Here is a 23,406-nt window from a genome sequence, read left to right as displayed (position 1 = left end):
GCCGATCATGACAAGCGGGGTCACGGGGCGGGATCGGCAGGCGGCTCGGTGACCGCGCGGAAGGCGTCCAGCGCCCCCCGCAGGTAGCGCTCGACCACCGCCCGCTCCTCGGCGTCGAACGACGCGTCGAGGCGCTGCAGCGACATGAACATCGGCATCAGCCGCCGGAGCACCTCCTCGCGTCCCGACGGGGTGACCGTGACCTGCGTACGACGCCGGTCACCCTCGTGCGGCTCACGGGTGACGTGCCCGTGGCTGGCCAGGCGGTCGACGATGCCGGTGCCGGCGGCGGTGCTCACCTCGAGGAGCCGGGACAGCTCCGCGGGGCCGAGCGGCCCCCGCACCAGGTGCTCCAGGGCGCCGAGCTCCGACTCGCTGAGGCCGGCCTGCCGGGCCACGATCGGGCGCATCCGGGCTGCCGCGTCGGAGAACTCGCGCAGCGCCTCGAGGCTGCCCGTCTGCTCCCACGCGTCCGCGAACGCGGTGGCAGGAGCAGCGTCGGCGGGCGCCTCGGCAGCGCCGCCTCGCGAGTCCGGCGTCGTGTTCATGCTTGGTCTTTCACCTACTTAGCGACTAAGGTACTGAACGATTATTCCACACAAGCCCCCGCCAGGAGACCGTCATGTCCACCTCCACCCTTCCACGCGGTCGCGCAGACGAGGACCAGCAGCGGGTCTCGCCGCTGCTGCGCCGTCGTACGGCGTGGCTCGTCGCCCTGCTCCCCCTGCTGGTCGCCGTGGCCCTGATCGTGGGCATGGGCGAGGGCAGCCGTGAGCGCACGAGCCTGGACAACCTGCCCGAGGGTTACGACAGCACGCTGGGCACCGAGCTGCGCGACGCACTCCCCGACGAGGACGCCCCGGTGGCGGTGGTGCTGTGGACGAGCGACGACGGTGAGCTCAGCCGCGCGGTGGTCGCCGACCTCGGCCGCCAGGCCGAGGCGCTCGGCGCCGTGCCCGCCGGCCCGACCGGCCCCGTGACGGTGGCCGAGGACGGCACCGCCGCGATCGCCGTGGTGCCCGTCGAGTCCACCTCGGCCACCGACAACTCCGACCAGGTCACCGAGCTCCGCGACACCCTCGCCGCCGACCGGCCCGACGGGGTCACCAGCCAGGTCACCGGCCCGGCCGCCGTCGAGGCCGACCTGGCCGCCGTCTTCGAGGGCGCCGACGCCAACCTGCTGCTGGTGACCGCCGGCGTGGTGGCGCTGCTCCTGCTGATCACCTACCGCAGCCCGGTCCTGTGGCTCATCCCGCTCACCGTCGTCGGCATCGCCGACCGGCTCGCCGCCGTGACCGCGACGCAGGTGATGGCCGTGCTGGACGTCGCGTGGGACGAGTCCACCGTCGGCATCCTGTCCGTGCTCGTGTTCGGTGCGGGCACGGACTACGCCCTGCTCCTCATCTCCCGCTACCGCGACGAGCTCAAGACCCACGAGTCCCGGTACGTCGCGATGAGCGTCGCCGTACGTCGTACGGCCGAGGCCGTGCTCTCCAGCTCCACCACCGTCGTCCTCGGCCTCCTCACCCTGCTGCTGTCGGTGGTCCCCACCACCCGCGGCCTCGGCCTGGCCTGTGCGATCGGCGTGGTGATCGCGGCGACCTTCGTCCTGCTCGTGCTCCCCGCGGCCCTGGTGCTCTTCGGCCGGTGGGTCTTCTGGCCGCGCGTCCCGCACGTCGGGGACCCGGCCCTGGTCGACACCGACTCGCTGTGGCACAAGGTCGGCGCCCGCGTCGCCAAGCGGCCGGCCGCGTTCGTCACCGGCACGCTGGTGGTCCTGGCGATCATGGCGATCGGCGTCTTCCGGATCGACACCGGCCTCGACCAGGCCGACCAGTTCCTCGTCGAGCCCGAGGCGATCTCCGCCTCCGAGCGCCTAGGCGAGTCCTTCCCGGCCGGCGTCTCCGACCCGGCCCAGGTGCTCAGCCGGGACGACGGCGAGGAGGTGCTGGCCACGGTCGAGTCCGTGGACGGCGTCGGGACCGCCGCGATCACCCAGCAGGGCGACGGCATCACCCAGATCGACGCCGTGCTCACCGCCGAGCCCGGCACCGACGAGTCGCGGTCGACGATCACCGACATCCGGGACGCGGTCGCCCCCTTCGAGGACACCCACGTCACCGGCACCGAGGCGACCTTCATCGACCAGGGCGAGAGCGCCCAGCGGGACCGGCTGGTGATCCTCCCGCTGATCCTGCTGCTCGTCCTCGGCGCGCTGTTCCTGCTGCTGCGGGCGGTCGTGGCGCCGCTGCTGCTCGTCGCGACCGTGCTGGCGACGTACGCCGCGAGCATGGGCGTCTCCTGGTGGCTCTTCACCGGACCGCTGGGCTTCGAGGCCCTCGACTCCGGGGTGCCGCTGCTGGCGTTCCTGTTCCTCGTGGCGCTGGGCGTCGACTACAACATCTTCCTGGTGACCCGCGCCCGGGAGGAGGCGGCGGTGCACGGCTCGCGCCAGGGCATGCTGCGGGCGCTCACCGCGACCGGCGGCGTGATCACCAGCGCGGGCATCCTGCTCGCGGCGGTGTTCGCCGTACTCGGCGTGCTGCCGCTGGTCGTGCTCGCCCAGCTGGGCACGGTGATCTGCATCGGCGTGCTGCTCGACACCCTGGTGGTGCGCACGGTGCTGGTGCCGGCGCTCGCGCTCACGCTCGGCGACCGCTTCTGGTGGCCTCGCTCGGTCGGGCCGGCCGCTGGTCACCAGGACGCCCCGGCCTGATCCGGGACGAGGACCCGCGGGGTCGGGTCAGCGCTGGCGCTGGCCCGACACCGCGGCGTAGAAGTCGCTCGACTCCCGCTTCCACAGCAGGAAGACGATCACGGCCCCGAGCACGAGGTTGCCCACTCCCAGGAGAGTGGTCACCAGCGGCTGGGGCTGGGTGAACGAGAAGAGGAACGACGCGGCCGAGAGGCCGAACAGGATCGACGACACGATCCTCGCCCAGCTGCGGCCGCGGCCGTTGGCCCAGGCCATCCACAGCCACAGCGCCACCCCGACCAGGCCGAAGAAGATCGCGAACGCCACGCCGACCGCGACGGCCGCGTCGAGGGTGGTGCCCGTCAGCTCGGTGCCCTGCTCGGACAGCGACCGCTCGGCCTCGTCGCGGATCTGGTCGATGAGGAAGAACGTCGACAGCAGGCTCACCAGGGAGAGCACGGCACCCGCGCGCATCAGGAGCACGGCGGTCCGGATCGACGCGGGCGGCTCCGCCGGGACGGGCGGTGCGCCGTACGACGCCCCCGGCTGGCCGTACCCGGGCTGCTGCCCGTAGTCGGGCTGGCCGTACGCGGGCTGCTGCCCGTGGTCCGGCTGGCCGTACGGGGACTGCCCCGGTGCCGGTGGCTGCTGGCCGGTGTACGGGTCCTGTCCGTCGGGCGTGCTGGTGCCGTCGTTGCTCATGTCCGTCTCCCCCTCCGTGCCACGACCGGTCGGTCGTCACGAGGGGGAGCCTAGTGAAGCGCGGCGCTCAGGACTCCTGGTGACTGATCGCCGCGGCGACCTTCTTGGCGACGTCGGGGTGGAAGACGCTGGGGATGATGAAGGAGGCGTTGAGCTCCTCGTCGGTGACGACGAGGGCGATCGCCTCGGCCGCCCGCAGCAGCATGTCGGTGGTGACGTGGTCGGCGCGGGCGTCGAGCAGGCCCCGGAAGACGCCGGGGAAGGCCAGCACGTTGTTGATCTGGTTGGGGTAGTCGGAACGGCCGCTGGCCACCACGGCCGCCCGCTTGCCGGCCTCGGCCGGGTCGACCTCGGGGTCGGGGTTGGCCAGCGCGAAGACGATCGCGTCGTCGGCCATGTCGTCGATCCACTCGGGCGCCAGGATGCCCGGCGCGCTCACCCCGATGAAGACGTCGGCGTCGACGAGCACGTCGTGGAGGCCGCCGGTGACGCGGCGCGGGTTGGTCGCGCCCGCCAGCTCGATGTGGGCGGGCGACAGGGTGGTGTCGTCGGCCGAGAGGGCGCCCTCGCGGTCCACGACCACGACGTCGCCGGCCCCGGCGGCGAGCAGGAGGGTCACGATCGCGGTGCCGGCGGCACCGGCGCCCGAGACGACGATGCGCACGTCACCGAGCGACTTCTTGACGCAGCGCAGCGCGTTGGTGAGCGCCGCGAGCACCACGATGGCCGTGCCGTGCTGGTCGTCGTGGAAGACCGGGATGTCGAGCGACTCGCGCAGCCGGCGCTCGATCTCGAAGCAGCGCGGGGCCGCGATGTCCTCGAGGTTGATGCCACCGAAGCCGGGCGCGATCATCTCGACCGCACGCACGATCTCGTCGGTGTCCTGGGTGGCCAGGCAGATCGGCCAGGCGTCGATGTCGGCGAAGCGCTTGAAGAGCGCGGCCTTCCCCTCCATCACCGGCAGGGCGGCGCCGGGACCGATGTTGCCGAGCCCGAGCACGGCCGACCCGTCGGTCACCACGGCGACCGAGTTGCCCTTGATGGTGAGCCGGCGCACGTCCTCGGGGTTGTCGTGGATCGCCATGCTGACCCGGCCGACGCCCGGGGTGTAGGCCATCGACAGGTCGTCGCGGGTGCGCAGCGGGACCTTCGACTCCACCGAGATCTTGCCGCCGATGTGCAGCAGGAAGGTCCGGTCGCTGACCTTGTGGACCACGACGCCCTCGAGGCCCTCGACCATGGCGACGAGCTCCTTGGAGTGGCCCTCGTCGGAGGCGGAGCAGGTGACGTCGACGACGAGGCGGTCGTGCCGCGACTCGGTGACGTCGATGGCGGTGACGATCCCGCCGCCCTCCGCGATCGTCGTGGCGACGGTCCCCACGACGCCGTGGTCGGGCGCGGTGTGCAACCGCATGGTGATCGAGTACGACGAAGCGGTGGCGGCCATGGGTCGACCCTCCCCCGGCCCGGAGGTTACGGGCAAGTCACCTGCGATCCGTGAGACGCACACCGCCCGGTGGGATCAGAGGACGCGCTCGATGTCGGAGGTGATCTTCTCCGGCTTGGTCGTCGGTCCGAAGCGGTCGACCACGGCGCCGTCGCGGCCGATGAGGAACTTGGTGAAGTTCCACTTGATCTTGCCTCCGAGCAGCCCCGACTTCTCCTTGCGCAGCCACGCGAAGAGCGGGTGCGCCTCGTCGCCGTTGACGTCCACCTTGGCGAACAGCGGGAAGTCGACACCGAAGTTGCGCTCGCAGAACGCCGAGATCTCCTCGTCGGTGCCGGGCTCCTGGCCGCCGAACTGGTCGCACGGGAAGCCGAGGACGGTGAAGCCGCGCTCGCCGTACGTGTCCTGCAGCTCCTGCAGGCCCTTGTACTGCGGGGTGAAGCCGCACTGCGAGGCGGTGTTCACGACGAGCACCACCTGTCCCTCGTACGACGCGAGGTCGGTCTCGGTGCCGTCGATGCCGGTGGCCTTGAAGTCGCCCAGGGAGGTCATGCCCGTCCTTCGGAGTGGGGGGTGGATCGGATGGGTGGGGTGCTCACGCCTCGGGCCGGGGGTCCGAGCCCGGCCCCGGCTCCCGACCCGGCTCGGCGTCCTTGCGACCGAGGACGCGGGCCCTCCAGACCAGCACCAGCACGGCGACCAGGATCGCGTCGAAGAGCAGCGTGCTCCACAGCCCGACCCAGCTGCGCACCTCACCGGAGACCGTGTGCCGCGACGGTGCGCCCTCGAGGACGCGGACGGTGATCGACCCGCTCTCCTCGGCGGCCGTCCAGGTGGCGCGGTCGACCTCCCCCGCCCACGTGCCCTGCTCGGGGTCGACGTCCTCGGGGAAGCGGTAGCTCACCCACCAGCGCGGCTCCTCCGCCGTGCCGAGGTTGCGGGCAGCCGTGACCTCGGCGGTCACGTCGGTGCCGGCGCTCTCGACGCGGAGGTTGTTCCACGTGGCCAGGGCCAGCGGGAGGTTGACCATCACCACCACGAAGGCCAGGACGGCGACGTTCTTGGCGCGCCGCCGGTCGGCGAGCAGCGCCTTCAGCCACTCCACGGCGCGGCCTCGGCGGTCGACGGGAGGACGGCGTCGGTCGCGACGGCTGGTCCGGACATGTCGACCAGTATCGGCGAGGGGGGTTTGCGGGCCGTCCCCCGGTGGCACAAGGCACCTGATCGCGACCACCACGAGGGGACACCCATGACGCACCGATCTCGCCTGGGAGGCATGGCGCTCGTCGCCGTGCTCGCCCTGGTCCTCACCAGTCTCGCCGCCTCACCGGCCTCCGCCGCCGGCAAGCGCACGCAGGGCAAGGTGTCCTACGGCAACACCTCCTGGACTGCAGGCACCTCCGGCTACGCCATCAGGGGCAAGGCCTCCGGGCCCCGGCGCAAGGTCGCCCTCCAGGTGAAGTGGGCCGACGGCTGGCACACGATCGACAAGACGCGCACCAAGCGCAAGGGCACGTACAAGTTCACCGGCTCGTTCGACTGGTACGGCGCCCACAAGCTGCGCGTGCTGGTCCCGCGGAAGAAGAGCTTCCGGGCCAGGACCTTCAAGGCGAAGAAGTTCTCCGTCGCCGTGCCGTGGACGCCGCGCGGCTCCGCGTCGGCGTACCTCCCGTTCTCCGACCGCGGCCTCACCTTCCGCTGGAACCCGTGCGAGACCGTGAAGTACCGCATCAACCCGGGCCTCGGCGGCCCCGCCGCGGTCCCGGTGACCCAGCAGGCGATGGAGCTCCTCGAGCGGGCGACCGGATTCAAGTCCAAGTACGTCGGCACCACGACCGCCGTGCCGATCCGTGGCGACCGCCACCCCCGGGGCACCGACCTCGTCGTCGCCTGGTCGCACCAGGACCTCGACCCCCGCCTCGTCGGCGCGGTCGGCGTCGGTGGCACCGGCCCCTCGCCGGTCGCGCAGTTCAAGAAGGGCAAGAAGCCGACCTGGCGGATCAAGACCCCCGGCGTCACGATGAACATGGCGTACGGCGCGGAGTACCCCATGACCATGGACGACCCGGGACACGAGACCATGGGGCTGGTGCTCATCCACGAGCTCGGCCACGCGTTCGGTCTCGACCACTTCGCCGACGACGTCCAGGTCATGCACCCGGGCAACCGCTCGCCCGCCGTGGGCGGCTACTACTCGCGCTACGAGGCCGGCGACCTCGCCGGGCTCCGTTCGCTGGGTGCCTCCAAGGGCTGCCTGACGAAGTACCGCGGCCGCTACCAGGCCCGGACCGGCGGTCAGGTCCTCACCGGCGGCGTCGTCTCGCCCGGTCGCGAGGTCGTCGACCTGGTCGAGGAGCACGCCGACCACTGACCCCCGCGGTGGCGGCGGACGACACGGGATGCTCGGGTCCCGGCGTCGTCCGCCGCCACTGTGGCGTCCGGACCCCAGGGCCATCTCACCCGGTCAGGAGGATGCCCCGCCCGCAGGACGTGGCCATGCTCGAACGCGGGTCCGAGGAACTACCCGGTCTGGACCGCACCGATGGCCCACCCGGCGGGCGCCGGCAGGCCCGATGGGAGCACGTCATGAGTGACACCCAGATGCTGATCGTCGCCGGCTACCCGGACGTCGACACCGCCGAGGCGGAGTTCCGGGCACTCGCCGCGAAGGTCGAGGCCAAGGAGCTGAGCAGCGCCGGCATGATCCTGGTCGGCAAGGACAGCGACGGCGAGCCCCGGCTCATGGACACCGGCAACCACGTGGGACGGCGCGGTGCCGGGTGGGGCGGTGGCACCGGTGTGCTCATCGGGATGTTCGCTCCACCGATGCTCGGGGCCGTCGCGGTGGGTGCGGCTGCCGGTGCCGTCGTGGGGCACTTCGCCGGCAACAAGCTGACCGCTGCCGTCCAGGAGCAGGTCGGCGCCGCCCTCGAGGCCGGCACGGCCGTCATCATCGGTGTCTTCCCGGCCGACGCCCGGTTGGCCGTCGAGCGCGCGCTCCCGGGTGCGCCCCTGAAGTCCGTCGTCGAGAGTGACGAAAAGGGCATCGACGAGCTCAAGGTGAAGCTGGCCGAGGCCATGGGCAAGTTCTCACCCGACCGCTCCGTGCTCCCCCTGCCCGACAAGCAGTTCAGCGGGGTGGCGGGCCGCACCATCGACGACTCGGTCGGCGACTGGACCATCGTGGCGGGCAAGAAGCCTCCGGACGACGCCCCGAACGTGCTCATCGTGCTCATCGACGACGCCGGCTTCGGCGGCCCGGACACCTTCGGTGGCGGCATCCGCACCCCGAACCTCACGCGCGTGCAGCAGCAGGGCATCACCTACAACCGCTTCCACGTCACCGCCGTCTGCTCCCCGACCCGCGCGGCCCTGCTCACGGGTCGCAACCACCACCGGGTGGGCATGGGCGGGATCGCCGAGTTCCCCGGCCCCTTCCCCGGCTACACCGGCGTCAGGCCCCAGGCCTGCACCGCCCTTCCCCGCATCCTGCGGGAGAACGGCTACATCACCGGTGGTTTCGGCAAGTGGCACATGACACCGGGGCGCGACATGGGCGCCGCCGGGTCGTTCGACCACTGGCCCACGGGATGGGGGTTCGACCACTGGTGGGGCTTCCTGACCGGCGCGGCGGGCCAGTACGACCCGATCATCACCCAGGACAACTCCACCCTCGGCGTCCCGGAGGACGAGGACGACAAGGTCTACTACTTCCCCGACGACATCACCGACAAGACGGTCGAGTGGCTGCACGCGGTGCGGGCGCAGGACGCCGAGAAGCCCTGGTTCGTCTACTACTCCACCGGCGCGACCCACGCGCCGCACCACGTCGCCAAGGAATGGGCCGACAAGTACAAGGGCCAGTTCGACGACGGCTGGGACGCCTACCGCGAGCAGACCCTGGAGCGCCAGAAGAAGCTCGGCGTGGTCCCTCCCGACACCGAGCTCGCGCCGCGCCCGGACGCCTTCCCCGCCTGGGACACCCTCTCCGAGGCCGAGCGCAGGCTCTACGCCCGCCAGATGGAGGTGTTCGCCGGCTTCTCCGAGAACGCCGACTGGAACGTGGGCCGGCTGCTGGACTCCGTCGAGGAGCTCGGCGAGCTCGACAACACCCTGGTCATCTACATCTGGGGCGACAACGGCGCGTCCATGGAGGGCACCGTGACCGGGTCCTTCAACGAGACGACGTTCTTCAACGGCGTCGTGTTCGAGGCGGAGGAGCAGCTCGCGCTCATCGAGAAGTACGGCGGCATCGCCGAGCTCGGTGGCTTCCACACCGCACCGCACTTCGCCGCGGCCTGGGCACACGCCAACAACACCCCCTTCCGGTGGGGCAAGCAGATGGCCTCCCACCTGGGCGGCACCCGCGACCCGATGGTCATCTCCTGGCCCCGCAAGGTCCCTGCCGGTGGTGACCTGCGCACACAGTTCACCCACTGCATCGACGTGGTGCCCACGGTGCTCGAGGTCATCGGACTCCCCGAGCCCACCGTCGTCGACGGCGTCGACCAGGAGCCGATGGACGGCACGAGCTTCGCGTACACCTTCGACGCCCCGGCAGCGGAGGAGCAGCACACCGTGCAGTACTTCGAGATGTACGGCAGCCGCGCCATCTACAAGGAGGGCTGGTGGGCGTGCACCAAGCTCGACAAGCTGCCCTGGGACTTCTCTCCCGAGACACTGGCCCGGTTCGGCCCGGGCAGCGACTGGGACCCCGAGAGCGACGTCTGGGAGCTCTACTTCCTGCCCGACGACTTCTCCCAGGCCCACGACCTGGCCTCCGAGCACCCCGACAAGGTGAGCGAGCTGGTCGAGCTCTTCTGGGCCGAGGCCGAGCGCAACCACGTCCTGCCGCTGCTGGGCGGGTTCGCGGCCTTCTTCGGGATCCTGCCGCCCATGCCGACGCAGACCCGCTTCACGTTCGCCGGCGACGTCCAGAACATCCAGACGACGATGATCCCGCGCATCTACGGCCGCTCCTACAGCATCGAGGCACACGTCCACGTGCCCGATGACGGCGCCGAGGGCGTGCTCGTGGCCTTCGCGGACTTCATCGGCGGCTTCGCCCTCTGGGTCGACGAGAAGGGCCTGCTCAACCACACCTACCAGTTCCTCGGCGTCGACACCTACCGCCAGACCTCGACCGAGCCGATCCCGACCGGCGACGTCACCCTCACGATGCTGTTCGAGGCGGACGAGTCCAGGCCGGGCACCGGTGGTCACGTCACCCTGTGGGCCGACGACCGGCAGATCGGCGAGGGCGACATGCCCCGCAGCATCGCCATGCTCTTCACCACGTACGCCGGCATGGACATCGGACGGGACAACGGCGGTGTGGTCGACCTGGACTACGAGGACCGCGCGCCGTACGCCTTCACCGGAACGGTGCGAGACGTCGTGTTCGACCTCGCGCCACACGCCCACGACTCGGAGGTCTCGCTGCACGAGGCGACCGCGCGGGCCGCGGTCGCGCACGGGGCCGCCGGCTGAGGGAGCCGCCCCCAGGAACAGACAAAGCCCCGGGTCCGAAGACCTGGGGCTGTTGTCATGTGGTGCGCGAGGGGGGATTTGAACCCCCACGCCCTTTCGGACACTGCGACCTGAACGCAGCGCGTCTGCCGTTCCGCCACTCGCGCGTGAAGCGAGGGCAAGGCTATCCCACGGCCGCGGAGGCGTCACAATCGCCGTCCCGGGGCGGCGTTCGGTCGCGGTGGTGCCCGGACGGCCGGTCCCCTGACAGTACGATCGGCCAGACCCGACGGCCGTCGAGAGGAGGCGCACGACGTGAATGCACTGCAGCGATTCGAGCGCAGGCTCGAGCAGATGATCTCCGGGGTGTTCGCCCGCGCGTTCCGCAGCGCGGTGCAGCCCGTCGAGATCGCCGCGGCGCTCCAGCGCGAGTGCGACAACAACGCGCAGATCATGAGCCGCGACCGTCGGCTGGTGCCCAACCGGTTCCTCGTGCAGCTCGCCGGCGTCGACCTCGAGCGCCTGCAGGGCTACGACGACGCGATGGAGCGCGAGCTCGTCGACCAGCTCAAGGACCACGCCGACGCCCAGGGCTACGTCTTCACCGGGCCGGTGCACGTCGACTTCGAGGCGGCCGACGACCTGACGACCGGTCGCTTCCGCATCCTGAGCCGTGCCGAGGCCAGCGTCACCGACAACGACCAGCGCACCCGCACCCGGGCCGCGCGGGCCGTCCTCGAGGTCAACGGCACCCGCCACCCGCTGCGTGCCCCCGGCCTCGTCGTCGGGCGCGGCACCGAGGCCGACCTCCGCATCAACGACCCGGGCGTGAGCCGCCGGCACATCGAGTTCCTGGTCAACGGCGAGGACCTCGAGGTCGTCGACCTCGGCTCCACCAACGGCATGCTCGTCAACGGCGCCAAGGTCGGCCGTGCGGGCCTGCGCGACGGCAGCGAGGTCAAGATCGGCCACACCACCATGACGGTCCGCGTCACCGAGGAGGGCTAGGTCGTGTCCGAGCTCACCCTGTTCCTCATCCGCTTCGCCTACCTCGCGATCCTGTGGATCTTCGTGCTGTCGGCGATCTCGGTGATCCGCTCCGACATGTTCGGCGCCCGGGTCCCCGAGACCGCCCGCGGCGCGGCCGCTCCCGCCCGTGGCAAGTCCAAGGCCAAGACCCCGTCGCGCCGCCGCGGCTCGCCCACCCACCTGATCGTGGTCGAGGGCGACAACACCGGCGCCCGTGCCGAGCTCGAGGACGCCCCCCTGCTGATCGGACGCGGCAACGACGCGGCGATCCGCCTCGACGACGACTACGTCTCGACCCGCCACGCCCGGGTGGCCGCCAGCGGCGACGACTGGTTCGTGGAGGACCTCGGCTCGACCAACGGCACCTACGTCGGCTCCGTGCGCATCACCCAGCCCACCACCATCGGCCTCGGCATCCAGGTGCGCATCGGCAAGACCATCCTCGAGCTGCGGAAGTAGGGACCTCCTCCCCATGACCGGACCGCTGCACCTGGCGTACAGCGCCATCTCCGACGTCGGCCGCGTGCGCCGCGACAACCAGGACTCCGGCTACGCCGGACCCTGGCTGCTCACGGTCTGCGACGGCGTCGGCGGGGCGGCGCGCGGCGACCTGGCCAGCAGCACCGCCGTCCAGCAGCTGCGCAAGCTCGACGCCGAGCCCACCGACGACCTGCTCGCCCTGGTCGCCGGCGCGATCCACCGGGCCGACGACCGGATCGGCGAGCTCGTCGAGGAGGACCCCGAGCTCAGCGGCACGAGCACCACGGCGACCGTGGCGCTCTTCGACGGCAGCCGGCTCGGCGTCGGGCACCTCGGCGACAGCCGCGGCTACCTGTTCCGCGGCGGCGAGCTGCGCCAGCTGACCCACGACCACACCTTCGTCCAGAGCCTGATCGACGAGGGGCGCATCAGCGAGGAGGAGTCGCGCGTGCACCCGCACCGCAACCTCATCCTCAAGGCCCTCGACGGCGTCCGGCACGAGGAGCCCGACCTCTTCGAGGTCCCCCTCGAGGTCGGGGACCGCATCTTCCTGTGCAGCGACGGCGCGTGCGGCACCCTCGACGACGCCCGGATGGCCGACATCCTCGCCACCGGCACCCCCGACTACGCCGCCGTCGAGCTGGTCCGCGCCAGCCTGGAGGCCGGGAGCAGCGACAACGTCACCTGCGTGGTCGCCGACGTCATCGACACCGAGCCCGACCCGGACCTCCAGCCCCTGCTGGTGGGCGCGGCCGCCGACCTGCCCCGCAAGGCGACCGGCGGCGTCACGGGCCGCGGCCTCTTCCGGGGGCACCGCTCCGGCGACACCGGCGAGATCGACCCGGTGCCCGACGACCTGCCGGCGGACATGCACGTCATCCCCTCCGACCCGATCGACCGCGAGGCCCAGCGCTACGCCCCGCGTCCGCCGGCCCGGTACACCTGGCTCAAGCGCCTGCTCGCCCTCGCCGTGGTCCTCGGCGTCATCTGGGTGGCCCTGGCGGCCATGTGGTCGTGGAGCCAGCAGCAGTTCTACGTCGGCGTCTCCGACTCTCGGGTGACGATCTTCCGCGGCCTCAACGCCGAGATCCCCGGCATCGAGATCTCGCACCCCTACGAGGTCACCGACGTCGACCTCGCCAACCTGAGCGAGATCGACGCCGAGCAGGTGGCCGAGGGCATCGAGGCCAGGGACCTCGACGACGCCCGCGCCACGGTGGACAACTACGCCGCCCGTCAGGACGTGCCCACCGAGACGAGCACGGGCTGATGAGCCAGAACCACACCCTGATGGGATTCGTGCACCGGCAGCGCCGGGGCGCGGAGCTCTTCCTGCTCCTGCTCGCCCTCGCGGTCGGCATCGGCGCCTACGCCGCCGTCGGCCTCGGGATGGAGGGCACGATCCCGGCCGACATCGTCGGGTACGGCGGGTGGCTGACGGCCCTCATCGTGGTCGCCCACGTCGCGGTCCGCATCTTCGCGCCGTACGCCGACCCGGTGCTGCTGCCCCTCGTCGCGGCACTCAACGGCCTCGGCCTGGCGGTCATCCACCGCCTCGACCTCGACAACACCGCCCAGTGCGTCGACAACGACACCTTCGCCCGCCAGCAGCTCATCTGGATGACGCTGGGCGTGGTGCTCTTCGTCGCCACCCTCGGGCTGCTGCGCGACCACCGCCTGCTCCAGCGCCTGACCTACACGACCGGCCTGGCCGCCATCGTGCTGCTGCTGCTGCCGATGTTCCCGATCATCGGCAACACGGTCAACGGCGCCAAGATCTGGATCTCCGTCGGTCCGTTCAGCTTCCAGCCCGGCGAGGTCGCCAAGGTCCTGCTGGTCATCGCCTTCGCCGGCTACCTCGTGCTGCACCGCGACGCGCTGGCCCTGGCCGGGCGACGGGTGCTCTTCATCGACCTGCCGCGCGGTCGCGACCTCGGCCCGATCCTGGGCATGTGGGCGGTCAGCATGTTCATCCTGGTCTTCCAGCGCGACCTCGGCTCCTCGCTGCTGTTCTTCGGGATCTTCCTGATCATGCTGTACGTCGCCACCGAGCGGCCGGGCTGGCTGGTGGTGGGCACGGCCCTGTTCGCCGCCGGGGCGTTCGCCGGCTGGCAGGCCTTCGGCCACGTCCAGAACCGCGTCAACATCTGGCTCGACCCGATGGCCTACTACGACCAGACCCCCGGCTCGGGCCAGCTGGTGGAGGGCCTGTTCGGGATGGGCTGGGGCGGCCTCATCGGCCGCGGCTTCGGCGAGGGCGCGCCCTGCCGCATCCCCTACGCCGAGTCCGACTTCATCGTCCCGGCCATCGGCGAGGAGCTCGGGCTGACCGCCGTCCTGGCCGTCATCCTCTGCTACGGCCTCATCGTCGAGCGGGCGCTGCGCATCGCACTCATCTCCCGCGACGGCTTCGGCAAGCTGATGGCCGTCGGCCTGGGCAGCATCTTCGCGCTGCAGGTCTTCGTGGTCGTCGGCGGCGTGACCGGCCTGATCCCGCTCACCGGCCTGACCACGCCCTTCCTGTCCTACGGCGGCTCGTCGCTGGTGGCCAACTGGGTGGTGATCGCGCTCCTGCTGCGCATCTCCGACCAGGCCCGACGCCCCGCCCCGCGCCTCAGTGAGGCCGACTCCGACACCGGCTCCGACAGCGAGTCGACCCAGGTGGTGAAGCTGAGGTGAACAAGCCGATCCGCACGATCTCCCTCTTCTGCCTCGTGCTCTTCCTCGCCCTCATGCTCAACGCGACGTACCTCATGTACGTCCGCTCGGGCGAGCTCACCGAGGACCCGCAGAACCGCCGCGTCATCACCGCGGCGTTCTCCCGCGAGCGCGGCGCGATCCTCGTCGGCAAGGACCCGGTCGCGCGCAGCGTGCCCAGCGACGACGCCTACGACTTCCAGCGCGTCTACCCGCAGCCCTTCAAGTACGCCCCCCTCACCGGGTTCTTCTCCTACTACAGCCAGTCCGGCATCGAGCGCTCGCAGAACGACGTGCTCTCCGGCGAGGACTCTCGGCTCTTCGTCACCCGGCTGGTCGACATGCTCAGCAACACCGACCCCAAGGGCGGCAACGTCCAGCTCACCATCGACCCCGACGCCCAGACCGCGGCGTACGAGGGGCTGCGTGCGCTGGGCGAGGACGTGCAGGGCGCCGTGGTGGCCATCGAGCCGGCGACCGGCAAGGTCCTCGCGATGGTCTCCAACCCGACGTACGACCCCAACACGCTGGCAACCCACGACTTCGGTGCGGTGACCGAGACCTTCCAGCAGCTCGAGCAGGACCCGGCCGAGCCGCTCATCAACCGCAGCATCGGCACCACGCTGCCCCCGGGGTCGACCTTCAAGCTGGTGACCGCGGCCGCCGCGATCGAGTCCGGCGACTACGACGCCGAGTCGATCGTGCCCGGCGGCACGTCCTACCAGCTCCCGCAGTCGACGACCGAGGTCGGCAACCAGGGCGGCGGCGACTGCGGCGGCAACCGGATCACCCTGACCCAGGCGCTCCAGGTCTCCTGCAACGTCACGTTCCTGTCCCTGGCCGACGAGCTGGGCATCGAGGCGATGACCGAGCAGGCCGAGAAGTTCGGCTTCAACGCGACCTCGCTGGAGGACCTCGACGGGCAGGCCCGCTCGCTCTACCCGCCCGACATGGACCCGCCGCAGACCGCGCTCTCGGGCATCGGCCAGTCGAGCGTCACCGCGACCCCGCTCCAGATGGCCCTGGTCTCGGCCGGCATCGCCAACGACGGCGTGGTCATGCGGCCCTACGTGGTGGACGAGGTCCGCGCGCCCAACCTCTCGCTGCTCGACAAGACCGAGGAGTCCGAGCTCTCGCAGGCCGTCTCGGTGAGCACCGCCGACGACCTCACCGAGATGATGGTGGCGACGGTCGACGAGGGCACGGCGTTCGCCGCGGCGATCCCCGGCGTGCGGGTCGCCGGCAAGACCGGCACCGCCGAGTCGACCGACTCGCGGCCGCCGTACGCCTGGTTCACCTCCTTCGCCCCCGCGGACGACCCCAAGGTCGCCGTGGCGGTGCTCGTGCAGTCCAGCAACACGGCCCCCGGCGACATCGCCGGCGGCCGGCTCGGCGGCCCGATCGCCAAGGCCGTCATGGAGGCGGTGCTCAACCCGTGACGACTCCTCCCACCGGGCCCTCCACCGGCGACACGCCGGACCGCTGGGCCGACGACGGCCACCGATACGCCCTCACCTCGCGGATCGCCACCGGCGGCATGGGCGAGGTCTGGCGCGGCACCGACACGGTGCTGTCCCGCCCGGTCGCGGTCAAGGTCCTCAAGCCGGAGTACGCCGACGACGCGCTCTTCCGCACCCGCTTCGAGACCGAGGCCCGGCACGCCGGCTCCCTCCACCACCCGGGCATCGCCAGCGTCTTCGACTTCGGCGAGGCGTCCCCCGTCGACGGCTCGACCTCGCCGCGGCCGTTCCTGGTGATGGAGCTGGTCGAGGGCCAGCCGCTGTCCAACCTGCTGCGTCCCCACGCTCCGATGGACCCCGAGGTCGTGCGTGACCTGCTCGGCCAGGCCGCCGTGGCGCTCGGCGCCGCGCACAAGAGCGGGATCGTGCACCGCGACGTCAAGCCCGGCAACCTGATCATCACCCCGGACCGTCGCACCAAGGTGACCGACTTCGGGATCGCCCGCGCCGCCGAGGGGATGTCGCTCACCGAGACCGGTCAGGTGATGGGCACGCCGGCCTACATCTCGCCCGAGCAGGCCGAGGGCAAGCGCGCCACCTCGGCCTCCGACGTCTACGCCCTCGGCGTGGTCGCCTTCGAGTGCCTCGCGGGCCGCAAGCCCTTCCTCGCCGACACCCCGGTGGCCACCGCCATCGCCCACCTCCGCGAGCCGGTCCCCGACCCGCCCGACGCGGTCCCGGCCGACCTCGCCGCCGTCGTACGGCGGTCGATGGCCAAGGACCCGTCCGAGCGGTACGCCGACGGCGAGGCCTTCGCGGCCGCGCTGCGGGACCCCTCGGGAGCAGCCTCGGCGGGGGCGACGACGGTGGTCGCCCCGGTGGTCGCCGGGCTCCCGGATGACGACGAGCCGACCCGGACGCAGGTCATCGCGCCGGTGCCGGCCGCCTCCCAGGCCTCCCCTGCCCCGGTACCGCCCTCCCCGCCCGCCGACGACCGTTCCCGGCGCGGCCTGCCGGGCTGGCTGCCGTGGGTGCTGCTGGCCCTCGCGCTGGGCGTGGCCGCGCTCGTCCTGGTGCAGGCGCTGGGCGACGACACGACCCCCGACGACGGGCCGGAGCAGCCGACCCCGTCGCAGACGCCCAGCCGGACCCCGAGCGAGACCACCTCCGAGCCGTCAGAGACGCCCACCTCCGAGACCCCGACCTCGGAGACACCCACCGACGAGCCGGGCGTCGAGGTCGACGAGGCGTCGTACGTCGGGCGCGACGTCAAGGACGTGGAGCCGGAGCTGCGGGACCTCGGCCTCAAGGTGCGCAAGGAGCGGGTCGACAACCCGGGCACCGAGACGGAGAACGCCGTCCTCGCGGTCGACCCGTCCGGCACGCTGGCGCCGGGCGACACGGTGACCGTGTCCTACTGGGGCAAGCCGGCACCGCAGGAGACGCCGACCGAGGAACCCACCAGCCCCACGACCGAGCCGACACCGACGGACAGTCCGACCTGATGAGCGACACGACCAGTCACACCACCTGCGCACCGAGAGGGCGACGATGAGCAACGAGCCGACCGTGATCGGCGGCCGCTACGAGCTCGGCGAGCTGCTGGGCCGCGGCGGCATGGCCGAGGTGCGCAAGGGCCGGGACACCCGGCTCGGGCGCACGGTCGCGGTCAAGCGGCTGCGCACCGACCTGGCCAGCGACGCGACGTTCCAGGCGCGCTTCCGCCGGGAGGCGCAGAGCTCCGCCTCGCTCAACCACCCCGCGATCGTGTCGGTCTACGACACCGGCGAGGAGATGTCCACCGACGGATCCGACGTCGCCCAGCCCTACATCGTCATGGAGTGCGTCCAGGGGCGGACGCTGCGCGACATCGTGCGCGAGGGCCGCAAGATCCTGCCCGAGCGCGCGCTCGAGATCACCAGCGACGTGCTCGCGGCTCTCGACTACAGCCACCGCGCGGGGATCATCCACCGCGACATCAAGCCCGGCAACGTCATGCTCACCCCCGGCGGCGACGTCAAGGTGATGGACTTCGGCATCGCCCGGGCCGTCTCCGACGCCTCGTCGACGATGACCCAGACCGCAGCCGTGGTCGGCACCGCGCAGTACCTCTCCCCCGAGCAGGCGCGCGGCGAGACCGTCGACTCCCGCTCGGACGTCTACTCCACCGGCTGTCTCCTCTACGAGCTCCTCACCGGACGCCCGCCCTTCGTCGGCGACAGCCCCGTGGCCGTCGCCTACCAGCACGTGCGCGAGCAGCCCTCCCCACCGTCGGACCACGACCAGGAGCTCGACCCCGAGATCGACGCGATCGTCCTCAAGTCGCTGGCCAAGCGGGTCGAGGACCGCTACCAGAGCGCCGCGGCGATGCGACAGGACATCGAGCGCTACCTCGCCGGCCACCCGATCCAGGCCGCTCCGCCGCCGGTGGCGCCCACCGAGGTGGTGCCGCCGGTCGATGCCACCACGACGATCCCGGCCGCCTCGACCGTTGCACCGCAGGACGACGACAAGCCCCGCGGGCGCACCGCGCTGATGGTGCTCCTCGGCCTGCTCGTTATCGCGGCCATCGCGGGTGCGGCGTACCTCCTCCCGAGCATGTTCGAGGAGGAGGTCCAGCGGGACCCGGTCCCCGCCCTCGTGGGGCTCACCGAGGAGGAGGCGCGGCTGGCCATCGGCGAGGCCGGCCTCGCGGTCGGACGGGTCACCCGGGAGGCGTCCGACGACACCCCCGCCGACGAGGTCATCCGGCAGGACCCCAACCGCGACGTCTTCGTCGAGCCCGGCACCGAGGTCGACCTGGTGGTCTCCCTCGGCAAGCCCGAGGTGCAGGTGCCGTTCGTCGTCGGGCAGCCACGGGCCACGGCCCGCGACGCGCTCCTGGCCGCGGGGCTCAAGGTCACCGCGACCGAGGTGGAGTCCGACGAGCCCCAGGGCCAGGTCATCTCCACCGACCCCGCCGCCGGCCAGTCGGTCGCCGAGGGCACGACGGTGACGATGTCGGTCTCGGACGGTCCCGAGTCGGTCCCGTCGGTGGTCGGGCTCCGTCAGGGCGAGGCGACCCGGACCCTGCGGCAGGCCGGCTTCGAGGTCGAGGTCCGCACCGACTCGACCTCCACGGCTCCCAAGGGCGAGGTCGTCGACCAGTTCCCCACCGCCGGCGGCGATGCCGACCGGGGCGACACGGTGATCATCTTCGTGTCCGCCTTCGAGGAGCCGCCCCCGACCGAGACGCCCACCGAGACCCCCACGGAGACGCCGACGGAGACCCCGGTCCCCACGGAGACGCCGACCGAGACCCCCACGGAGACGCCGCCCACGACGCCGGCCGGGCGGCGTACGCCCTGACGGGTCAGCCGTTGTCCTGGCTCGGCGTGGCCATCGGGGTCGCCCAGGTCAGGTCGAGCAGGCCCTCGTAGGCCGGGGCGGTCACCCGCGGCAGCGTGGCCACCTCGTAGCCCACCCCGCCCGTCGGGTCGGCGGCGTACTGCCGGTAGATGTCGATGTACGTGTCGTCCTCGAGAGAGGCCAGGACCTCCTCCTGCGCGCCGATCCCGACGATCTCGTACGGCGGGGAGTAGGGCACACCGTGCAGGGTGACGGAGTTGCCCTCGCACTTGATGCCCGTGGTGGAGATGACGCGCTGCCCCTGGAGGGTGACGGCGGTGGCCCCGGCCCGCCACATGGCGTTGACGACGGCCTGGATGTCCTGCTGGTGCACGACGAGGTCGTTCTGGTCGCGGTCGGTGGTCTCGATGAGGTCCTGCGGGGCGTCGGTGAGCGTGACCTTGACCGCGGGACCGGTGCGCGGGGTGAGGCCGGCCGGGTCGACTAGGGTGTCGATCTCGTCCTGGTAGCGGTTGACCGTCCGGTCGCCGAGCCCGGCGGTGAGGGTCTCGATCTCCGCGGTGAGGTCGGCGACCTCGTCGGTGAGCTCGTTGGTGTCGTTGCGCTCGGCCTGCACGACCGACGCCAGGTCGGTGTAGCTGCCCCCGCGCAGGTCGGTGCCGCCGCTGTGCTCGGCGCTGACCGCAAAGAGCGCCCCGCACAGGATGAACATCGCGGGGGTCCCGACCCGCCACACGAGGCGCCGGCGACGTGCGCGCGCGGCGTCCTCGTCGGGGCGCGAATCGGGCTGGGCGGGCATGGCGACTACGCTAACCCCCCGGTGGGCGCCTGACGTCCCATCGCCCCAGTTCGTGAGCTACGAGGAGTGGTCGTGCCCAAGTCCAGCGAGGCGTTCGTCGACAGCCCGGCGAAGGTCTTCTCCGTGAGGTTCGTCGTCGCACTGCTGCTCATCGCGGCGGGGATCGGCTGGATCCTCTACTACTACCTCGGCGTCCGGCCCGACCCCGCCGCCTTCCCGGCGGAGGAGGGCTCGCCCAAGGCGATCGCCGACCTCGGCCTGTGGAACTACACCATCGGCTTCGGCCTGATCATGGTCGGCCTCGCCATCTCGGCGCACCCGTCCACCCCGCTGGGTCGCGGTCGTGGCGTCGTGGTCGGCATGCTCGGCTGCTTCCTCATCGGCCTGCTGTGGATCTGCACCTTCTACGTCTTCTCCAACGACCTGTCGGGCCTCCCGGTCATGAACGACCTGGGCCAGTGGAACCTCGCGGTCGGCATCGCCTTCATGGCGGTCGGGTTCACCTTCGCGACCCGCTGGGAGTGACCCTCCCCCCTCGTCGAGCTCACCGGCGCCGGCTCCCGTCAGGGGGTCGGCGCCGGTGCCATTTCCGGGTGTCTCCCCCGGGGCGATTTCCCCAGTCTGGGGACAACCTGTGGAGAATTACACCCGTGTAGTTATCCACAGGTGATTCCACACCTGTGGATGGAGTGGGTGCGCGAATACCGGCCGCTGTGATTCATACAGCGCGGGGTCGCGACGACCGCCGGGCGTCATGCACGGCGAGCGGGGTACGGCGTACGGCTCAGCCGAGGGCGAGCGTGCGGACGGTCGCCAGGCCGAGCAGCGCGACGGTCAGCACCGCCATGCCGGCCCACTGGACGAGGGCGCGGCGCTCCCGGGGTGCGTAGACCAGCAGGGCGGCGATGAGGGCGCCGCCGGCGAGACCGCCGAGGTGCCCCTGCCAGGAGATGTTGGGGACCGCGAAGGTGATGAAGATGTTGATGGCCAGCAGCGCGAACAGGCTGCGCAGGTCGCCGCCGACCTTGTGGGCGACGACGCCGAGGGCGCCGAAGAGTCCGTAGATCGCCCCGGACGCACCGACGGTCAGCCCGAGCTCCGGCGAGAGCCACAGGACCGTGACCGAGCCGGCCAACCCCGACAGCAGGTAGATCGCCAGGAAGCGCACGCGTCCGAAGACCGCCTCCAGCTGAGGGCCGAGGACGTAGAGGGCGAGCATGTTGCCCGCGATGTGCCACAGCTGCACGTGGGTGAACTGGCTGGTGACCATCTGCCACCACGCCCCGTCGGACACGCCGACGAGGAACTGCCCGCCCACGGCGTCGCACGCTCCACGCTCGATGGCGTAGAGGAACTGGTCGCCCGGGGCGCAGGCGCCGTTGGGGCGCAGCCCGAGGCGGTCGACCAGCACGCTCGACGAGCGGCCGGTGACCTGGATCGCCAGCCAGACCACGACGTTGACGGCGATGAGCACCATCGACGTCAGCGCCGGGTTGGCCGAGCGCGCCCCGCCGTACGGCGCCTGGATGCTGCGCGTCGTCCGTGCGCCCTCCGCGATGCACGAGGGGCACTGGAAGCCGACCGCCGCGTCCCGCATGCAGTCGGGACAGATGGGGCGCTCGCAGCGCTGGCAGCGGATCCAGGTCTCGCGACCGGCGTGCCGATAACAGGTCGGGACGCCGGCCGCGGGATCGCCGGAGGGCGGCTGGGTCATGCGGGTGGGTGCCTCAGCGCTCGATCGTGACCGACTCGATGGTGACCGGCTCGGCCGGTCGGTCCATCGCGCCGGTGCGGGTGGTGCCGATCGCGTCCACGACGTCGCGCGAGGACTGGTCGGCCACCTCGCCGAAGATCGTGTGCTTGCGGTTGAGCCACGGGGTGGCGCCCAGGGTGATGAAGAACTGCGAGCCGTTGGTGCCCGGGCCGGCGTTGGCCATGGCGAGCAGGTAGGGCTTGTCGAAGACGAGCTCGGGGTGGATCTCGTCCTTGAACGTGTAGCCCGGGCCGCCGGTGCCGGTGCCGCTGGGGCAGCCGCCCTGGATCATGAAGCCCTCGATGACCCGGTGGAAGCCGAGGCCGTCGTAGAAGGGGCCGGTCTTGCCGTCGCCGGTCTTGTAGTCCTTGGTGCCCTCGGCGAGGCCCACGAAGTTGTCGACCGTCTCCGGCGCGTGGTTGGGGAACAGGTTGATGACGATGTCACCCTTGTTCGTCTTCAGGGTGGCCTTGGTGTCAGCCATGGTCTGCCTCTCGCGTGTCAGGAGTGCGTACGACGCCCCGGGGCGCCGCGCACGTGTCGCCGTCGATCCTGCCATGTGGTCCTGCACCGCGACCGCACGGTCGAGGTTCACCCGGACGGGGCTGTCGGTCGCTTCACGCGGCATGGTGAGATGGGTGCACTACTCGCTCCACTACACAGCAGGAGGCCTTGCATGCACATCGGCAGGAAGAAGTCGGTCATGGAACGGGCCCACGACTACGTGGAGTCCGTCGCCGACACCGTCATCCCCCAGCTCGAGGCTGCGATGGAGAACGCCCGCGACAAGGCCGGGCCCGCGCTCGCCGACGCGCGGGACAAGGCAGCGCCGTTGGTGTCCGACGCCCGCGACCGCGCCGTACCCCTCCTCCAGGACACCCGCGAGCGCGCGGTCACCCTGACCCACGACGCCCGCGACCGCGCGGTCCCGCTGCTCCAGGACGCGCGCGACCGTGCCGTCCCGGTGCTCGCCGAGGGCAAGGCACTGGCGGCCGAGAAGGCCGCGGTCGCCGCGACGATCGCCGCGGACAAGGCGGCCGAGGGTCGTGACCTGGCGGCGGCCAAGGTCGCCGAGCTGCGCCACGAGCCCGAGCCCCAGCGCAGCAAGATCAAGACCGCCCTGGTCATCGGTGGCCTGCTGGCCGTCGCTGCCGCCGTCTTCAGCAAGCTGCGCCAGTCGCAGAAGACCAAGGACAACTGGCAGTCGAGCTACACCCCGGCCCCGCCGGCCAGCCCGTCCGGCTCCGGCGTCTCGTCCCCGCTGCCCAAGAGCGGCACGGCCGGTGACCCGCTCACCGACCCGATCAAGACGCCGCTCGACGCGGACACCCCCACGGCGGTCGACGCCGCCGAGGCGTCCGACGCGATGACCGACCCCACCCACCGCGCCCCGGTGGACGACGCCGCCGGCGGCGCCCCGGGCGAGGCCCTCAGCGACGCGGTCGAGGAGCCCCACGACGTGACGACGCCGGACAACCCGGCCGAGGTCATCGACGTGGACGACGTCCCCGACAACAAGCGCTGACC

At 71.6% G+C, this 23,406-nt stretch carries 20 protein-coding genes and 1 tRNA gene; 12 read left to right on the top strand and 9 right to left on the bottom strand.

Annotated features, from left to right (window positions below):
- Positions 1 to 20: 20 nt before the first annotated feature.
- Positions 21 to 548 carry a MarR family winged helix-turn-helix transcriptional regulator gene (locus tag ASG88_RS13890; RefSeq protein WP_082600438.1) on the bottom strand — a complete coding sequence of 176 codons (528 nt, stop codon included), beginning with the start codon at positions 546 to 548 and terminating at the stop codon, positions 21 to 23.
- A gap of 74 nt (positions 549 to 622) precedes the next feature.
- Here ASG88_RS13890 and ASG88_RS13885 point away from each other — a divergent pair, with 74 nt between their 5' ends.
- Complete coding sequence (locus tag ASG88_RS13885; RefSeq protein WP_056888030.1) at positions 623 to 2,716, top strand: MMPL family transporter; 2,094 nt, start codon at positions 623 to 625, stop codon at positions 2,714 to 2,716.
- A gap of 27 nt (positions 2,717 to 2,743) precedes the next feature.
- Here the strand turns inward: ASG88_RS13885 and ASG88_RS13880 are convergent, their stop codons facing one another.
- From ASG88_RS13880 to ASG88_RS13865, 4 genes are all read right to left on the bottom strand, one after another.
- Positions 2,744 to 3,397 carry a hypothetical protein gene (locus ASG88_RS13880; RefSeq protein ID WP_056888029.1) on the bottom strand — a complete coding sequence of 218 codons (654 nt, stop codon included), beginning with the start codon at positions 3,395 to 3,397 and terminating at the stop codon, positions 2,744 to 2,746.
- Positions 3,398 to 3,464: 67 nt separating this feature from the next.
- Positions 3,465 to 4,844 carry an NAD-dependent malic enzyme gene (locus ASG88_RS13875; RefSeq protein WP_056888028.1) on the bottom strand — a complete coding sequence of 460 codons (1,380 nt, stop codon included), beginning with the start codon at positions 4,842 to 4,844 and terminating at the stop codon, positions 3,465 to 3,467.
- A 75-nt stretch (positions 4,845 to 4,919) separates the two neighbouring features.
- Entirely contained in the window at positions 4,920 to 5,396 is a 477-nt protein-coding gene (locus tag ASG88_RS13870) for a glutathione peroxidase (RefSeq protein ID WP_056888027.1), read from the bottom strand.
- Positions 5,397 to 5,439: 43 nt separating this feature from the next.
- A complete protein-coding gene (locus ASG88_RS13865) occupies positions 5,440 to 5,949 on the bottom strand; it encodes a hypothetical protein (protein WP_056888026.1) in 510 nt (169 codons plus the stop codon).
- Between the two features lie 144 nt (positions 5,950 to 6,093).
- On the opposite strand from ASG88_RS13865, the gene ASG88_RS13860 reads away from it, so the two are divergent.
- Both ASG88_RS13860 and ASG88_RS13855 read left to right on the top strand, forming a co-directional pair.
- A complete protein-coding gene (locus tag ASG88_RS13860; protein WP_157559735.1) occupies positions 6,094 to 7,215 on the top strand; it encodes a hypothetical protein in 1,122 nt (373 codons plus the stop codon).
- A gap of 215 nt (positions 7,216 to 7,430) precedes the next feature.
- Positions 7,431 to 10,334, top strand: a complete 2,904-nt coding sequence (locus ASG88_RS13855; RefSeq protein ID WP_056888024.1) for an arylsulfatase — start codon at positions 7,431 to 7,433, stop codon at positions 10,332 to 10,334.
- 60 nt (positions 10,335 to 10,394) lie between these two features.
- On the opposite strand, the gene ASG88_RS13850 is transcribed toward ASG88_RS13855, so the two are convergent.
- Positions 10,395 to 10,480 (bottom strand) — tRNA-Leu (locus ASG88_RS13850).
- A gap of 148 nt (positions 10,481 to 10,628) precedes the next feature.
- On the opposite strand from ASG88_RS13850, the gene ASG88_RS13845 reads away from it, so the two are divergent.
- Genes ASG88_RS13845 through pknB form a run of 7 tightly spaced genes read left to right on the top strand, consistent with a single transcriptional unit; the run spans position 10,629 to position 19,327 of the window.
- The gene (locus tag ASG88_RS13845; RefSeq protein ID WP_082600437.1) at positions 10,629 to 11,321 is read left to right on the top strand and encodes an FhaA domain-containing protein; all 693 of its coding nucleotides are present in this window, start codon (positions 10,629 to 10,631) and stop codon (positions 11,319 to 11,321) included.
- A 3-nt stretch (positions 11,322 to 11,324) separates the two neighbouring features.
- The gene (locus ASG88_RS13840; RefSeq protein WP_056888023.1) at positions 11,325 to 11,801 is read left to right on the top strand and encodes an FHA domain-containing protein; all 477 of its coding nucleotides are present in this window, start codon (positions 11,325 to 11,327) and stop codon (positions 11,799 to 11,801) included.
- Between the two features lie 13 nt (positions 11,802 to 11,814).
- Complete coding sequence (locus tag ASG88_RS13835) at positions 11,815 to 13,092, top strand: PP2C family protein-serine/threonine phosphatase (RefSeq protein WP_056888022.1); 1,278 nt, start codon at positions 11,815 to 11,817, stop codon at positions 13,090 to 13,092.
- Positions 13,092 to 14,501: an FtsW/RodA/SpoVE family cell cycle protein gene (locus ASG88_RS13830; protein ID WP_056888021.1), complete on the top strand. Its 1,410-nt coding sequence runs from the start codon at positions 13,092 to 13,094 to the stop codon at positions 14,499 to 14,501. Before ASG88_RS13835 ends, ASG88_RS13830 begins: the two co-directional genes overlap by 1 nt.
- Positions 14,498 to 15,958 (top strand): peptidoglycan D,D-transpeptidase FtsI family protein, encoded by a 1,461-nt coding sequence (locus ASG88_RS13825; RefSeq protein WP_056888020.1) that lies wholly within the window; start codon positions 14,498 to 14,500, stop codon positions 15,956 to 15,958. The genes ASG88_RS13830 and ASG88_RS13825 overlap by 4 nt, the downstream gene beginning before the upstream one ends.
- Entirely contained in the window at positions 15,955 to 17,484 is a 1,530-nt protein-coding gene (locus ASG88_RS13820) for a serine/threonine protein kinase (RefSeq protein ID WP_056888019.1), read from the top strand. The genes ASG88_RS13825 and ASG88_RS13820 overlap by 4 nt, the downstream gene beginning before the upstream one ends.
- 46 nt (positions 17,485 to 17,530) lie before the next feature.
- Positions 17,531 to 19,327: a Stk1 family PASTA domain-containing Ser/Thr kinase gene (gene pknB, locus ASG88_RS13815; RefSeq protein WP_056888018.1), complete on the top strand. Its 1,797-nt coding sequence runs from the start codon at positions 17,531 to 17,533 to the stop codon at positions 19,325 to 19,327.
- 4 nt (positions 19,328 to 19,331) lie between these two features.
- Here the strand turns inward: pknB and ASG88_RS13810 are convergent, their stop codons facing one another.
- Entirely contained in the window at positions 19,332 to 20,126 is a 795-nt protein-coding gene (locus ASG88_RS13810; RefSeq protein WP_235534851.1) for a DUF881 domain-containing protein, read from the bottom strand.
- Positions 20,127 to 20,198: 72 nt separating this feature from the next.
- Between ASG88_RS13810 and ASG88_RS13805 the strand changes: the two genes are divergently transcribed.
- Positions 20,199 to 20,651, top strand: a complete 453-nt coding sequence (locus ASG88_RS13805; protein WP_235534850.1) for a cell division protein CrgA — start codon at positions 20,199 to 20,201, stop codon at positions 20,649 to 20,651.
- 259 nt (positions 20,652 to 20,910) lie between these two features.
- Here ASG88_RS13805 and ASG88_RS13800 read toward each other — a convergent pair whose 3' ends face one another.
- Positions 20,911 to 21,840, bottom strand: a complete 930-nt coding sequence (locus ASG88_RS13800) for a rhomboid family intramembrane serine protease (RefSeq protein ID WP_056888016.1) — start codon at positions 21,838 to 21,840, stop codon at positions 20,911 to 20,913.
- A 13-nt stretch (positions 21,841 to 21,853) separates the two neighbouring features.
- Positions 21,854 to 22,363, bottom strand: a complete 510-nt coding sequence (locus ASG88_RS13795; RefSeq protein WP_056888271.1) for a peptidylprolyl isomerase — start codon at positions 22,361 to 22,363, stop codon at positions 21,854 to 21,856.
- Positions 22,364 to 22,555: 192 nt separating this feature from the next.
- On the opposite strand from ASG88_RS13795, the gene ASG88_RS13790 reads away from it, so the two are divergent.
- The gene (locus ASG88_RS13790; RefSeq protein ID WP_056888015.1) at positions 22,556 to 23,404 is read left to right on the top strand and encodes a hypothetical protein; all 849 of its coding nucleotides are present in this window, start codon (positions 22,556 to 22,558) and stop codon (positions 23,402 to 23,404) included.
- Positions 23,405 to 23,406 lie beyond the last annotated feature (2 nt).

The organism is Nocardioides sp. Soil777, from assembly GCF_001428425.1.
In the GTDB taxonomy this organism is placed as follows: domain Bacteria; phylum Actinomycetota; class Actinomycetes; order Propionibacteriales; family Nocardioidaceae; genus Nocardioides; species Nocardioides terrigena.
Note: the sequence above shows the minus strand (reverse complement) of the source record. Positions and strands in the feature narration are given on the sequence as shown.